Source organism: Streptomyces sp. WG7 (genome assembly GCF_049975785.1).
Classification (GTDB): domain Bacteria; phylum Actinomycetota; class Actinomycetes; order Streptomycetales; family Streptomycetaceae; genus Streptomyces.
The window spans coordinates 143,552-158,426 of the sequence record NZ_JBNGGE010000005.1 but is presented as its reverse complement, the minus strand read 5'-3'; the positions used below and the strand labels follow the sequence as shown (position 1 = coordinate 158,426).

Here is a 14,875-nt window from a genome sequence, read left to right as displayed (position 1 = left end):
GCCGCCGCCGCGTCGGCCGTCGAGGAATGCCGGCCGGTACCGGCCCTCGTCCTCGTCCTCGAACCAGCCGTCGTCGAGGAACGCCTCTCGCGGCACGGCCCGGACAGCCGGCTCCCACCGGGCGCTGTGCAGAACCTGGCGCTGGGTCGTTCCCCGCGACAGGTTCTGGTACCGCCCCGCGCTCCGGTGAGCCGGGCGCCCGGCCCACGGCGGCATGGGACGGTGGCCGGGTCCGCCGTTCGGTGCGGCGGCCTGCCCGGGCTCGGGGGCTACGGCTCCGGTCGACGGTGCGCACTCGGACCAGACGGTCTTGCCGGGACCGACCCGGCCGCGGACACGCCATGCCCGGTGTCGCCCGCCTGCACAACCTCCTCCACGCCGCATAGACGCACCATCGCCTCCGCTGCCGTTTTCTGCTCCGCCGAAGGGCCCTTCGTGCGCACGGAGCGTCAAACGGGTGTCACGCCCAAGGGCCACGTCCTGGTCGGTCATTGCCGGGGAATTCACGACCCCTGCCAGTACAGCCAGCCGGGCCTCCACGGCCCAGGGGCCAGACCGCCCGATGAGCGAAGTGGTCAGTTGTCGGGTTCCTTCTTCGAGCGCCGAGGGGCGGCGGCCTGGGTGGGGCCGGCGCCGGCCTCGGTCTGCTGGGCGTACACGGCGTTCGTCACGAGCTCGCGCGCGTATGCGGCGTCCAGTCGGCCAGGGCGGAAGAGGATGCGGTACATGATCGGCGCCACGACACGGTCGATCAGCAGTTCCGTCTCGGGCACCGGCTCCCCCCGCCGCACCGCACGGGCCAACACGACGTCGATCTGCTCGGCGGCATACGCCGAACACTGACCGGCATGGGTTCCGTCGGGGTCGCCGAGCAGGGCGTCCCGGATGTAGGCGCGCCCGGGCGGCGAGGCCATCTCGTCGACGAACTGTTCCGCCCACGCGTCGAGATCGGCCCGCAGGCTTCCGAGATCGGCCGGATCCGTTTCCGGGCGCAGTCGTTCGACGGCCACGTCTGACAGGAGTTCCTGCAGGTCACCCCAACGACGGTAGATCGTGGAGGGGGTCACGCCCGCCCGAGTGGCCACCATCGGGACCGTGAGCGCGTCGCGGCCCACCTCCCCTACGAGTTCACGTACCGCGGCGTGGACGGACTCCTGTACGCGTGCGCTGCGCCCGCCGGGGCGGACCATGGGCTTGGGACTCATACGATCCACCTTAATGCGATTTTGTTGCTTCTAGGCGGTGGCCGGCGTCGGCGCCCCGCGGGGCCACGTGTCCGGGCGGCCGAGCACGGCGGACGCCCCTGCGGCGACGCGACCGCAGGCCGGCTGGAACGTCCGCCTTCCCTCAGGCAGCGAGGGGAGCGAGCCGCCCCGCGCCGGCCACCGACTCTTCGTAGACCCGGCCCACCCGGAGCACCGTCGCGTCGTGGAAGGGGCGCGCCATCAGCTGCATACCGATCGGCAGTCCGGCGCGGTCGTGACCGACCGGCAGCGTGAGGGCCGGGACGCCGGTGATGTTGGCCGGGGCACAGAGGCGGACGTAGCTGTCCGACACGGCCTCGGTCGTACCATCGGCCCACTCGACGGCTTCCTGGCCCGCCTCGGTGGCGGTCATCGGCACCGTCGGCGCGGCGAGGACGTCGATTCCGTCGAACATGCGAGCCCAGGCGTCTCGCATCATGGTGCGGGCCCGCTGGGCGCGGAGGTAGTCGCCCGCAGAGGTGAGTTCGCCGGCCTCCAGCAGGATGCGAACGTCCGCCGCGTACAGGTCGGGGGTGGCCCTCAGCGACCGCTCGTGGTAGGCGGTGGCCTCGGGAACCATCAGCCCCCACTGAACGGCCTGGACGTAACGCGCCATCGGGATCTCGACGTCGACGAGCTCCGCCCCCAGCTCCGCCAGCCGCTCGATCGCGCCGCGTACGGACTCCTCGACCTCGGGCGCGACCCGGTCGAAGTAGTGGTTTCGCGGTACGCCGACCTTCAGTCCTCGCAGGTCGCCTCCCGGGAAGCGGTCCAGCATCGGGCCGGACACGCTCGCCGGGTCGCGCGGGTCGTGGCCGGCGGTCGCCGACAGCACCAGCGCGGCGTCCTGGACGGTGCGGGTGAGAGGTCCCACGTGGTCCAGGGACCAGGACAGCGAGGTCACGCCTGTGCGTGGGACCAGGCCGTAGGTCGGCTTGAGGCCCACCATGCCGTTCAGAGCAGCGGGGACCCGGATGGAACCGCCCGTGTCCGTGCCCATGGCGAACGTCGCCTCGCCGGCGGCGACAGCTACCGCCGAGCCTCCGCTCGACCCGCCCGCGACCCGGCTGTGGTCCCAGGCGTTGTTCGTCTGCGGAGTGGTCAGGCCGTAGGCGAACTCGTGCGTGTGCGTCTTGCCCAGGAGGACGGCCCCGGCGGCGCCGAGCCGTTCGGCCACCCGGCTGTCGCGTTCCGCCACGTGCCCTGCCCGGACGTGCGAGCTCGCCGTGGTGGGCATCCCCTCCGCGTCGATCAGATCCTTGAGCGCCATGGGGATCCCGTGCAGTGGCCCGCGCGGTCCGCTTCCGGAGATCTCCCGTTCGGCGCGGACCGCTGCGGCCCGGGCCGCGTCGGCGGCGACGGTGACGTAGGCGCCCAGCCGTCCTTCGACGGCGGCGATACGGGCGAGCACCGATTCGGTGAGTTCGACGGGGGACAGCTCCCGTGCGCGCACCGCACGGGAGGCTTCGGTCAGCGACAGCTCAAACGGTTGCATCGGCGTTCCCCTGTCCGGCTCGGTAGGAGGACGCGGGAGGGGTCTCGCCGAAGTCGAGCTCGCGCAACGTGCTGATCACGGAGTGGATGTAGTTGGCCGTCATGGCCACCCCTTCGTGTCGGCCGCCCCCGAGGGGGAGCCCCGCCCGCAGCGCCCCTCGGGCTGCCTCTTGGGGGGTGAGTTCGCTGGTCATGGCTTCCTTCCGGATCTGTACGGCGCGACGGGCCGGGGCTGGTACAGGACCTCCGACCACCGCAAAAGCGAATCGTTTGCTTTAGTCGATCGTAGGACCTACGGTGACTTAAAGCAAACCAATCGCTTTTAGCACTGGAAGGACCCTCATGCAGAGCGTCCCTGCGGGCCTCGCGCCTCCCCGCACCTCGCCATCCGGACGCCTGCCGTTCGCCTTGCACGCCTCGATCCTGATCGCGCTGCTCGCCGCATCCAGCGCGCCGACCCCGCTGTACCCCCACTACCAGGCTCAGTGGCAGTTGTCGTCCCTCGACATCACCGTGGTCTTCAGCGCCTACGCCCTGGCGCTCCTGATCACACTGCTGACGACCGGAACCCTTTCCGACCATGTCGGACGCCGCCCCGTGCTCCTGGGCGCGCTCGCGGTCCAGGTCGCCTCCATGGCACTGTTCGCGACGGCCGACGGCCTGACCACTCTGATCAGCGCCCGCGTGCTGCAGGGCATCGCGACCGGCGCGGCGACCAGCGCAGCAGGTGCGGCTCTCCTCGACCTGGAAAACCCCGCCCGGCCGGGTCGCCCCGCTCTGGCCAACAGCATCGCACCGGTGACGGGCATGGCGGCCGGCGTCCTGGCAGCCACCCTCATGGTGCGCTTCGCCCCCGTTCCGACGATCACGGTGTACGCGGCCCTGATCGCCGTGTTCGCCGCGCAGGCCATCGCCCTGGTCTCGACGCCCGAGACCGTCCACCGCCGTCCCGGAGCACTGCGCTCGACGCGGCCCCACCTGGCGCTGCCGTCGGCGGCCGCCCACGCTCTCCTGCTCAACGGCGCCGGCGTCGTCGCCGTCTGGGCACTCGGCGGCTTCTACTCGTCCCTGGGACCGGGCTTCACCCGGCTCATCTCCCCCGGCGGGCCCGAATACGCCGGCGGCATGGTCTTCTTCACGCTGACGGCCGTCGCCGCCCCGACGGTGTACTTCACGCGCAGGATGCGTGCCGACGTCTCCGCTCTCCTCGGGAGCTGCGCGGTGATTCCGGCGGCCGTCCTGACCCTGGGTGCCCTCCATCTCGCCGGCCCCGTACTCCTCTTCGCCGGGGCGGCGCTGGCCGGGTTCGGCTTCGGAGCCGTCTCCCAGGGTGCGCTGCGCGCGGTCGTCGACTCGGTCCCGGCCCGGGAGAAAGGCGGCACGCTCGCCTCCTATTACGTACTCAGCTACCTGGCGATGAGTCTGCCCGCCATCGGCGCCGGCGCCCTCACCACCGGCTTCGGGCTGCGTGCGGCAGCACTGGCCTACGCCGGCTGCGTCGCCGTACTGGCGACCGTCGCAGTCGCGACGCTGACCGCGTCGCTGCGCGGTCGACGCCGGGCACCGTCCCCCGGCACCCACTCCCGCCCGGCGACGAGCGACTACACATCCGCCTCACCGGACACACCCGACACACCCGACACACCCGACACACCCGCTCCAGACATCATCTCCGTCCTCGCGACCCACAACAGGTAAGGAAAGTCGCCGTGTTCACCTCATCTCAAACGACCAAGTCCATCACTCCCCCCGCCTCTTCCTGGACGGTGGGCGACCACACCGTACGACGCATCGACGAAGTGGCCCTGCCCGCCCAGACCGGTCCGTGGCTGCTGCCCGGGGCAACCACCGACCTCGTGAGCCGGACTCCCTGGCTGAGCCCCCAATTCGCCGACGAACAAGGTGTCCTGCGCCTGGCGAGTCACAGCTTCGCCGTCGAGGTGGACGGCATGCGGGTGCTGGTGGACACCGGCATCGGAAACGGGAAGCGGCGCGCCAACCCCGCCTGGCACAACCTGAACAGCGACTACGAAACACGGCTACGGGCGGCGGGCTTCGCGCCGGAGAGCGTTGACCTCGTGGTCCTGACCCACCTCCACGCCGACCACGTGGGGTGGAACACGCGTGCCGAGGGCGACGCCTGGGTGCCCACCTTCCCGAACGCGCGCTATCTCACCTCACGCACCGAGTGGGACTACTGGGCGGGTGTCGACATGGAGGAGGCGCGTCGGCAGATGTTCCGGGACTCGGTCCATCCCGTCCGGGAAGCAGGTCTCTTCGACCTCATCGACGTCGCGGACGAGGGCACGGACGTCGCGCCGGGCATCCGCCTGCTGCCCACCCCCGGCCACACACCGGGGCAGGTGGCGGTGGAACTGAGCAGCCGTGGCGAGACCGCACTGGTCACCGGTGACAGCATCCACCACCCGGTCCAGATGGCGCATCCGGAGCTCTGCAGCTGCGTGGACATCGCTCCCGAACTCGCGGCCAGGACCCGGAACCAGGTGCTCGGCTCACTGGCCGGTACGTCAACTCTCCTGCTCGGGAGCCACTTCCCCCCGCCGACCGCCGGACACGTGCTACGCGAGGACGGCGGGTACCGACTGGTCCCGGCTCCCTCAGGGGCAACGCCCATCGGCGGCTGAAGCGGACCGGAGCACCCGGGACGTGCCGCGCACCGAGTCGCACCGAGTCCGTGCGGGTGACGTCCTGGACGTCCGCTACCGGACGGCCCGGGAGCGGCTATCAGACTCCTCCGGCATGCGCTCCGTCGTCACCGACGGGGCCGGACGACGTCATGACCGATCACCGGCTTGCGCCCTTTGCGTAAGCCGGATGTCGGCTGTCCCTCGTGGGCGACAGTCACGCCGACGCGTCGCGAACGAGGGCGACCTGCCGACCCCACTCGCCCATCGCCGACCGGGCAACGCGGCCCTGCTTCAGTCTCACCGGCCTTCGCGCATGGCTGGTGGGAGGCCCGGCGCGCTTCCCAGGCGAACGGGGAGCGGGTCCAAGGGGCGCTCGGTGATCTCTTCGACCAGGTGTTCATGATCCTCGAGGACTACTCGGTCGACCCCGGCCTCGCAGAACCCGGCGATCTCGACGACGCCGGACTCCAGACCGCCGTACGCGCCGCCTGGGAGGCGTTTCTTCAGGCAGAACCGGCCGGCGCCGGCAGTGAACGGGAGGTCAGGAATCATGAAAGGGCCGGCAGGCACCGGAGCGGCTGAACACCCTTGGGCGCTGCGGACTCGAGGTGACGGCGAAGGCTGCACCTGACGGCCCACCCGTGAACGCCGCACTCTCTGCGGTCAGCGGATTCGAGGTGCGGCCGTTGCTCCCATCGACGACGCCGACGCCGCGCTCTCCGAGAGTTCCGCCCGCAGTTTCGGGCGCTCCAGGCAGCCAGGGACCGGGCGGGCGTTCCGGTCACTCGCCCACGCCGTCCGCCCTCTGGCCTGCCGTTGTATGCCCGCTGTCACTTCTGGACCGCTCTGTGTCGGTGCCACCGTCTAGGATTTCTTCCGGGAACTCAGCCGGGCGGCCTGGGCCGCACCAGCAAGAATGCGACCGGCACGCAGGGACATGAGCTGACACGGGGCGGGAGCCAAATGGAGGATGGCCGGTGGACGACGGTCACCGAGTCCGAGTTCGAGCACGAGCGCCGCGGTCTTGAGGCCATCCGCAGGCTCCTGCCGAACGAGGAGCCTTGGCGTGCCTGGTCGAACTTCACCTTCACGGCGAACAGTGGGCACGTCCGCGAGATCGATCTCATGGTCACCGCGCCGGCCGGAGTGTTCCTGGTCGAGCTGAAGGACTGGCACGGGTCGGTGAGCGGCGGCGGCAACAGTTGGGTGCAGACGACACCCGGCGGTACCCAGCGCCGGCACGGCAATCCGTTGCATCTGACCAATCAGAAGGCCAAGGAGCTGGCGGGCCTGATCGGGAACGTCGTGGGGCGTGGCCCCGGACGACCGAGGATCTGGGTGGGTGAGGCGGTCTGTTTCACCGACGACAGGTTCCGGGTGAATCTGACGGGCGCCGACCTGAATGGCGTCTTCAAGATCAGGCAGCTGGTGGAGATGCTCGCCGTTCCGCCCAAGGATGCCCGGGGGCAGGTGACCGCCGGGGTCTCGCGCCAGGTCGACGCGGCCCTCAAGCAGCTCGGCATCGCGTCCGTCCGCCGTCGGCACGAGGTGGGGTCGTACCTCCTGGAGACGAAGTCGTTCGACTCCGGTCCGACCTGGGCCGACTACCTGGGGCGTCACACCCAGCTGCACGATCTGGCCCGGGTGCGGGTCTTCCTCAGCGAGCGGGGCGCTTCGGACACCGAGCGCGCCTCGGTGGAGAAGGCCGCCGCGCGTGAGGCCACGGTGCTCAGCCGGTTCCGGCACCCGGGTGCCGTCCAGCTGAAGAGCTACCTGCCGTCGGGACATCCCGCAGGCCCGACGATCCTCTTCGACTACCACCCGGAGACCCTCAGGCTCGACGACTACCTGGTGGAGCACGGCGAGCTCCTCGGCCTGCCCGGCCGTCTCGCGCTGGTCCGCCAGCTCGCCGAGACGCTCCGTTCCGCGCACTCCAACCGGCTCCATCACCGCACGCTGTCGGCGCACGCGGTGCACGTGATCCCGCGCAACCGCGGTCCGCGCGGGCGCGAACTGGGCGAGGAGCAGCGCTGGCTGAGCCCCCGGCTGCAGATCGCGGACTGGCAGATCGCCTCCGGGCAGAGCGCCAGTCAGGGCAAGCCGCTGACGCTGGCCACCTCCCATGTGTCCGGTCTGCACGTCTCCCAGCAGGCCGACCCGTATCTGGCGCCCGAGCTGCGGATCCCGAAGGCGGACCCGGTCCGGCTCGATGTGTACGGGCTCGGCGTTCTCACGTACCTCCTCATCACCGGGCAGGCGCCGGGTGCGACCCAGGGTGAGGTCCTGTCCCGCCTGGAGGCGGGTGAGACGCTCGCCCCGAGCGCGCTGGTGGACGGCCTCAATCCCGACATCGACGACCTGGTGGAGGCGTCCACCGCGTACGAGCCGAGCCGCCGTCTTTCCACGGTCGACGACTTCCTGGAGATGCTGGAATTCGTCGAGGAGGCGTTCGCCGAGAAGGACGCCGCGGGTGGAGAGTCGGCTGTAGGCGCTTCTCCGGCGTCGGAGGCCGGTGGAGGACAGACCGAGCCGGAGAAGGACCCGCTGGAAGCGGTGGCCGGTGATGTGTTCGCCGGGCGCTGGGAGATCGTGCGCCGTCTCGGCACGGGCTCGACGTCGCGTGCGTTCCTGGTCCGTGACCTGGCCGGCGAGCCCCGTCGTAGCGGAAGCCTGCCGGTAGCGGTGCTCAAGGTCGCGCTCAGCGAGGCGAAGCACGTGGTGCTCGACCGGGAGGCCGATGTCCTGGGCCGGATCCACCGGGATTCCAGCATCATCGCGCTGTACGAGCGGGAGCCGCTGACCCTCGCGGGCCGCAGGGTGCTCGCTCTGGAGTACGTGGGCGACAGCCGCGCACTGGACACGGAGGGCACGGGCAAGGCCGCACGCAGACGCGAGGACACCGTCGCCCGTCAGCTGCGGGACTACGGCCGCCTCCGTATGGACCAGCTGGAGACGTACGGAAAGTACCTGTTCGGCGCGGTGGAGCACCTGGAGGCGGAGGGCATCTGGCACAGGGACCTGAAGCCGGACAACATCGCGATCCGGATCCGTCCCAACGGCACCCGCCAGCTCGTGATGATCGACTTCTCGCTCGCCGGATACCCCGCGAAGGAGATCGAGGCAGGCACCGAAGGCTATCTCGACCCCTTCGTCGGAATCATCACGCGCGGTTCGTACGACGGCCACGCCGAGCGGTACGCGCTGGCCGTCACGCTGCACGAGATGGCGTCCCGCGAGCTGCCCCGCTGGGGCGACGGCTCGGTCACGCCCCGGCAGACCGATCCCAAGGAGTGGCCGTACCCGCAGCTGGCTGCCGACGCCTTCGACGACCCCGTACGGGACGGCCTGGTGGCCTTCTTCCGCAAGGCCCTGGCCCGGGACGTGAAGGACCGCTTCCCGGACCTGAAGCCGATGGAGCGCGCCTGGAACGCGATCTTCCTGGACGCCCAGCGGACGACCGCTCCGAGCTCCGGGCACGGCAACAAGGTGGTGGCGGTAGAAAGCACTGCGCCGCGGATCGGGCAAGGCGACGACGAGACCTCGGCCGAGGAGATTCGCGACGAGCAGGCGGAGCGGGCCGACCGTTCCACACCGCTGTCGGTGGCGGGTCTGACCCTTGCGGCGCAGTCCCAACTGTTCGACCTGGGCCTGAACACCGTGGGGGACGTCCTCGACTACTCGGCGCGGAAGTTCCTGACCGCACCGGGCATGGGCGCCCGGACCCGCACGGAGATCCAGAACCGGCAGAAGCAGTGGAACCTTCGACTCGGCAGAACACCGGCGCCGATGAGCAAGGAGGCGCTCAAGGCCGCCCGCGAGGAGGCCACCGAGCTGGAGCGGGCGGCCGCCGAATCGGTCGCGGCGGACGGCGGCGACACCGGCCTGGAGGTACTGCGCGCACTGAGTCTGGACGCCCTCGCTTCCCGCCTGGTGCCGCGTCCCTCGGGCGGCAACGCCCGTTCCAACACGAAGGAGCGTGAGGCCGTCCGACTGCTGCTCCGGCTTCCCGACGAGAACGGCGACCTGCCCGAGGGGCTGCCCTGGGTCCGGCAGGCGGACGTCGCCAAGGTCCTTGGCCTCACCGTGGGCCGCATCCCGCAGATCGTGAAGAAGGCGCGCGAGCGCTGGTACAACGATCTCGCGCTGAAGCTGCTGAGCGAGCAGGTGATCGAGCTGGTCGCCGAGCGCGGCCGGGTCGTGCCGGTGCTCGAACTCGCCGACGCGCTGCTCGCCCAGCGAGGCAGCAAGGTGGCGAAGCGTCGGGACCGGCGTGCGCTGGCGCTGTCGCTGCTGCGTGCGGTGGTGGAGCGGGAGCAGTTCCGGGAGCAGTACGAGGAGACGCCGCCGCGGTTCCGCTACTTCCACGCCCGGCTGCCCAAGGGCGCCGACCCGGTGCTCGGACTGATCGTCATCGACGTCCGCGACGGGGAGGACAGTGACGACGGGGCGGACACCCCGACCTTGCCGGCCCTCCGGGAGTACGCGCTCAAGCTGGGCGCGCAGGCGGACGAGCTGGCGAGCCTGGAGTCCCTGCCGACGGCGAGTACGGTCCTCACCAAGCTGGCCGCGATCCGGCAGCCGCCGGGGACGCTCGGCTGGGACGAGCGGCGGACGGCCGAGATCGCGGTCGCGGCTTCCCCGGGGGCCGCGCTCACGCCCCGCCTGGAGATCTACCCACGCGATCTGGACCTCGTACGCGCACTGCGGATCACCCAGGCCGGTGTGGTCGCCGTGCAGCCGGGTGTCGAGGAGGAGCGCCAGCCGGGGCTCACCGTCGACGCTCTGCACAAGCGGGTCGCGACCCGCTTCCCGGAGTTGGGCGAGGATCCGCTGGTGCCGCGCGAGCTGCCGACGGGCAGCGCGCTGGTGCGGTTGCTGAAGCAGGCCGGCTTCGAGCTGAAGCTGGCGACCCGCTACGACAAGACGCTCCGGCTCGTTCCGGACCGGCCCGCCGGGGAGTTCACCAGCGGGCTGACGTCCGCGAGCTGGGGTGTCGCGGCCTCGGCGGCGCGGCGGTCCGCGCCGACGCAGTACGACGCGGACGCGGCGGTCGCGGCGGCGGTGAAGGCCGAGCAGCGGCTCGTGCACTCGGCGGGGCAGGACGGTTTCCGGGTCCTGACCGTGCCGCACCAGGGTGCGGAGACGGCGGTACGACGGCTGTCCGGCCAGCCGTACGGGGCCGCTGTCGTCTCGCTGACCGGGCTGTTCCTGGCCGAGCTGCGCGGCGTGATCGCCGAGGCGGCCAAGCCGACCTGGGAGACCGTCCTCAAGGCGGACGCCGCCGAGGCGGGCACGCGGCCCCACCAGCAGTTGCGGGTCCGTACGGACAAGGCGTGGGGGCGCGTCGAGCCGCTCCTGCGCGAGCGGCTGGCTCAGGCCGGCGGTCCGCTGCTCCTCACCGACACGGCGGCACTCGCCCGCTACGACGCGTTCGACCTCCTGGGCCGCCTCGCGGAGGAATCCCGGCAGGGCGGCACCCCGCTGTGGCTGCTCGTCGCCCAGTCCGACCCGGCCCGCGCGCCGAGGCTGGCCGGGCAGAGTGTTCCGTACCAGGCCGGGTTCGACGAGTGGATCGTCGTGCCGGACGCGTGGGTGGCGCGGAAGCATCTGGTGCCGGACGTCGTCTGACGTACGGCTGATTGTCGCCTCTTCTCTCCGCCTTCTCGTCCTCGTCTCCTTCTCGTCTCGCTTTTCAGTCACAACTTCGGGAGCAGTCCGTGATCGACCGCAAGAGCCTCCTCAGCGACCTGCAGAAGCAGGTCAAGGCGGCAGAGACCGACCTGGACGCGCAGGTCAAGGCCGTTCCCGAGGTCGGGGAGCGTCTGCGGAGCGAGTACGACCAGGCGAAGAAGCTGGGGCGGACGGCGGCGACCTGGAACAGCTGGCTCGGGGAGCGGGTCACGCAGGTCGCGGTGGCGTGGGTGCTCGGCACGGTCTTCGTCCGGTTCAGCGAGGACAACCGGCTGATCGCGGAGCCGTACATCACGGCGCCGGATGTGGCGGGGCGGGAGGTCGCCCAGGCGCGGTACGAGGAGTACATGGCGAAGGACGCCGACCCGACGTACCGCGGGTGGCTGGAGACGGCGTTTGCGGAGCTGGGGGCGGGGCAGGCGGGGCGGTTGCTGTTCGACCGGGACCACAATCCGCTGTACCAGATTCCGCTGTCGCATGACGGGGCGGGCGCGCTGCTGGCGTTCTGGCGGCAGCAGAAGTCGGTGGCGTCGGAGGCGGACGACGGCTCCGGCAACACGTCGGCCGCGTCCGTGCTGGTGCACGACTTCACCGACCCGCTGAGCGAGGACGGCACGGAGGGCTGGGACACCCGATTCCTGGGCGACCTTTACCAGGACCTGAGCGAGGCGGCGCGGAAGACGTACGCGCTGTTGCAGACGCCGGAGTTCGTGGAGGAGTTCATCCTCGACCGGACGATGACGCCTGCGGTGCGGGAGTTCGGCTTCGAAGAGCTGAAGATGATCGACCCGACGTGCGGGTCGGGGCACTTTGTGCTGGGCGCGTTTCGGCGGCTGGTGCGGCTGTGGGCCGAGGACCGGCCGGAGGTCGGCTCGTACGAGCGGGTGCGGGCGGCGCTGGAGTCGGTGCATGGGGTGGACCTGAACCCGTTCGCGGTGGCGGTGGCGCGGTTCCGGTTGCTCGTTGCGGCGATGGCGGCGAGTGGGCTGCGGACGTTTGGGGCGGCTCGGGAGTACGAGTGGCCGATTCAGCTGGCGGTGGGCGACTCGCTGTTGCCTACGGAGCACCGGCAGCAGGGTCTGTTCAGCGACGAGGAACTGAATCTTAGCGACGAGGGCAGGGGCGGGGCTGGTGCAGAGTCGGGCAACGCCGAGCCCCCGTACTACGCGCTAAGCACCGAGGACCTCTTCGAGTACCCGCACATCCTGCGACGCGGCTCGTATCACGTAGTCGTGGGTAATCCGCCCTACATCACGGTCAAGGATAGGACACTCAACCAAAAATACCGCGACCTGTACGACGCGTGCACCGGAAAGTACGCGCTGTCCGTCCCGTTCGCCCAACGATTCTTCGAACTCGCTATGCGGGGCAACGAGAAAACCGGGCACGGATACGGCATGGTCGGCCAGATCACGGCGAACTCTTTCATGAAGCGGGAGTTTGGGACTGAGCTGATCGAAAGTTTTTTCCGGGATCAGGTCGAACTAACAGAAGTCATCGACACATCAGGTGCATTCATCCCCGGACATGGGACACCGACGGTAATTCTCGTTGGGCGCCCACTGGATCACACAGGACCTCGCCGGTCAACGATCCGCACAGTGCGGAGCGTGCAGGGAGAGCCTTCAGCGCCAGACAACGCCGAACACGGCCTTGTCTGGCAAGCGATCGTGAACCAGGTCGAACAGACCGGTAGCACGGGGCAGTGGGTGTCAGTAGACGACCTGGAGCGACGCAGGTACTTCGGGAAGCAGCCATGGATCCTAACTGATGGCGGGTTGGAGCTCAATGAATCCATCGAGGCTTCGGCACCTACACGCTTGCGGAGCGCTCTATCTCGCCCAATTGGGTTCGCCAGCTTCCCCGGCCAGGATGATGCATTCATCAGCACACCCGACGCCCTGCGCCGCAATGGAATTTCTGGTTCCGTAGCACGCGACTTCGTCACCGGCTCAGTGGTACGAGACTGGTCGGAGAATTGCATCGAGTCTGCAATCACCCCGTACGCTGCGGACCTGAAGCCCCTCCCGTGGGACGAGCACACTCCCTGGGGGCGAGTCTTGTGGCCGCTGCGATCACAACTGAAATCAACGAAGGACTTCGACGGTAATTCTCATGCTGACACAGGAAAGGAGTGGTGGGCGTGGTACAGATGGGTTCCTGAGCGATACTCCACCCCCTTGTCGTTGACGTTCGCCTCGGTGGCGACGCACAACCAATTTGCTCTGGATCGCGGCGGCAGCGTCTTCAACAGGCACGCACCAGTGATTAAGCTGCAGGGTGGGGCATCCGAGGAGGAGCATGTACGACTGCTCGGACTGCTTAACAGCTCCACGGCCGGGTTCTGGCTCAAGATGGTAAGCCACAGCAAGGGAACCGAGGGGCACCAGTCCGGCATCAAAACTGAACTATGGGAGCAATTTTACGAGTTCACTGGAACAAAGCTCCAGGAGTTCCCTCTACCCACCGAATTCCCGAGTTCCCTTGCCTCCGAGCTCGACGCCCTCGCCCGTCGGCTCTCCGCCTCGACCCCGGCTACCCTCGCCGCCGAGTCCGTCCCCACTGCCCCCGCCCTCCGCGACGCCCACGCGCGCTGCACCTCCGCTCGCGCCCGCATGATCGCGCTCCAGGAGGAGCTGGACTGGCAGGTGTACTCGCTCTACAACCTGCACTCCGAGGACCTTCGCCTCCCCAATACCCACAACGTGCCCGGACTCGACCTCGGCGAGCGCGCCTTCGAGATCGTGCTCGCGCGGCGCATCGAAGCCGGCGAGGCAAGCGACGAATGGTTCAAGCGGCACGGGTCCAAGCCCATCTCCACCATCCCCTCCCACTGGCCCGCCGAATATCGGACCCTGGTCCAGAAGCGGATCGATGTCATCGAGTCAAACCGCGCCATCGGCATGGTCGAACGCCCCGAGTACAAACGCCGTTGGGCCACCGAGGGCTGGGACTCGATGCGGCAGAAGGCACTGAAGTCCTGGCTGCTCGACCGCATCGAGGACCGCTCCTACTGGTTCGACGCGAACGGCAACCCCACCGTCACCACCCTCGCCCGTCTCACCGAGGCCCTCTCCGCCGACGACGACTTCACCTCCGTCGCCGACCTCTACGCCCCCCGGCAGGACCTCGCCAAGACCGTCCGCGACCTGCTCTCCGAGGAGCACGTCCCCTTCGTATCGGCCCTCCGGTACAAGCCCGCCGCGCTCAAGAAGCGAGCCGACTGGGAGCACGTCTGGGATCTCCAGCGCGAGGAGGACGCCGCGCCGGACGAGCCCGCCAAGCGGAAGATCCGGGAGCGGACGCCCGTACCGCCGAAGTACACGTCGGCCGACTTCCTCAAGCCCAGCTACTGGCGCGCCCGCGGCAAGCTCGACGTACCCAAGGAGCGGTTCGTCTCATACGGCACGGTCAACGCGCAGTCGCCCGAGCTGTATGGGTGGGCCGGCTGGGACCACCTGGAGCAGGCGCTCGCGCTCGCCTCGTACATCCAGACCGCCGGTCTTGGCAGCGAGGAGATCGTGCCGTTCCTGGCCGGGCTGCTTGAGCTTCAGCCCTGGCTGGACCAGTGGTACGGGGAGTACGACGCCGAGTTCGGCGCCTCCCCCGCCGCCGAGATCCTCGCCTTCCGACAGCAGAAGCAGGGCGAACTCGGCCTGACCGACAACGCCTTGCGTGCCTGGCGTCCCGCACCCGCCACCCGCGCGAAGAAGGCCGCCGCCCCGAAGAAGAAGGCAGCGGCCTCCGCAGAGTCCGACTGAGCAGCGCGTCTGTGAGGTGGCTGATCTGCCGCCTCAC

General features: G+C 69.7%; 8 protein-coding genes. 5 read left to right on the top strand and 3 right to left on the bottom strand.

Annotation, left to right across the window (positions count from 1 at the left end; genetic code table 11):
- Positions 1–575: 575 nt before the first annotated feature.
- The 3 genes from ACP4J0_RS08075 to ACP4J0_RS08065 all read right to left on the bottom strand — a co-directional run bounded on the left by ACP4J0_RS08075 (position 576) and on the right by ACP4J0_RS08065 (position 2,932).
- Positions 576–1,205 (bottom strand): TetR/AcrR family transcriptional regulator, encoded by a 630-nt coding sequence (locus ACP4J0_RS08075; RefSeq protein ID WP_426597923.1) that lies wholly within the window; start codon positions 1,203–1,205, stop codon positions 576–578.
- A gap of 142 nt (positions 1,206–1,347) precedes the next feature.
- A complete protein-coding gene (locus ACP4J0_RS08070; RefSeq protein WP_426597922.1) occupies positions 1,348–2,739 on the bottom strand; it encodes an amidase in 1,392 nt (463 codons plus the stop codon).
- The gene (locus tag ACP4J0_RS08065) at positions 2,726–2,932 is read right to left on the bottom strand and encodes a hypothetical protein (protein ID WP_426597921.1); all 207 of its coding nucleotides are present in this window, start codon (positions 2,930–2,932) and stop codon (positions 2,726–2,728) included. Before ACP4J0_RS08065 ends, ACP4J0_RS08070 begins: the two co-directional genes overlap by 14 nt.
- A gap of 148 nt (positions 2,933–3,080) precedes the next feature.
- Here ACP4J0_RS08065 and ACP4J0_RS08060 point away from each other — a divergent pair, with 148 nt between their 5' ends.
- The 5 genes from ACP4J0_RS08060 to pglX all read left to right on the top strand — a co-directional run bounded on the left by ACP4J0_RS08060 (position 3,081) and on the right by pglX (position 14,838).
- Positions 3,081–4,436 carry an MFS transporter gene (locus ACP4J0_RS08060; protein WP_426597920.1) on the top strand — a complete coding sequence of 452 codons (1,356 nt, stop codon included), beginning with the start codon at positions 3,081–3,083 and terminating at the stop codon, positions 4,434–4,436.
- 11 nt (positions 4,437–4,447) lie between these two features.
- Positions 4,448–5,383, top strand: coding sequence for an MBL fold metallo-hydrolase (locus tag ACP4J0_RS08055; RefSeq protein WP_426597919.1), 936 nt, complete (start codon positions 4,448–4,450; stop codon positions 5,381–5,383).
- Between the two features lie 402 nt (positions 5,384–5,785).
- The gene (locus ACP4J0_RS08050; protein ID WP_426597918.1) at positions 5,786–5,968 is read left to right on the top strand and encodes a hypothetical protein; all 183 of its coding nucleotides are present in this window, start codon (positions 5,786–5,788) and stop codon (positions 5,966–5,968) included.
- Between the two features lie 381 nt (positions 5,969–6,349).
- Positions 6,350–11,014: a BREX system serine/threonine kinase PglW gene (gene pglW, locus ACP4J0_RS08045; RefSeq protein WP_426597917.1), complete on the top strand. Its 4,665-nt coding sequence runs from the start codon at positions 6,350–6,352 to the stop codon at positions 11,012–11,014.
- A gap of 89 nt (positions 11,015–11,103) precedes the next feature.
- Entirely contained in the window at positions 11,104–14,838 is a 3,735-nt protein-coding gene (gene pglX, locus ACP4J0_RS08040) for a BREX-2 system adenine-specific DNA-methyltransferase PglX (RefSeq protein WP_426597916.1), read from the top strand.
- The last annotated feature ends 37 nt before the right edge of the window (positions 14,839–14,875 follow it).

What these genes read in the sequence shown, in the direction of transcription:
- ACP4J0_RS08065 (WP_426597921.1), bottom strand. Translation starts at nt 2,932, where the DNA reads ATGACCAGCGAACTCACCCCCCAAGAGGCAGCCCGAGGGGCGCTGCGG.
- ACP4J0_RS08060 (WP_426597920.1), top strand. Translation starts at nt 3,081, where the DNA reads ATGCAGAGCGTCCCTGCGGGCCTCGCGCCTCCCCGCACCTCGCCATCC.
- ACP4J0_RS08075 (WP_426597923.1), bottom strand. Translation starts at nt 1,205, where the DNA reads ATGAGTCCCAAGCCCATGGTCCGCCCCGGCGGGCGCAGCGCACGCGTA.
- ACP4J0_RS08050 (WP_426597918.1), top strand. Translation starts at nt 5,786, where the DNA reads ATGATCCTCGAGGACTACTCGGTCGACCCCGGCCTCGCAGAACCCGGC.
- ACP4J0_RS08070 (WP_426597922.1), bottom strand. Translation starts at nt 2,739, where the DNA reads ATGCAACCGTTTGAGCTGTCGCTGACCGAAGCCTCCCGTGCGGTGCGC.
- pglW (WP_426597917.1), top strand. Translation starts at nt 6,350, where the DNA reads ATGGAGGATGGCCGGTGGACGACGGTCACCGAGTCCGAGTTCGAGCAC.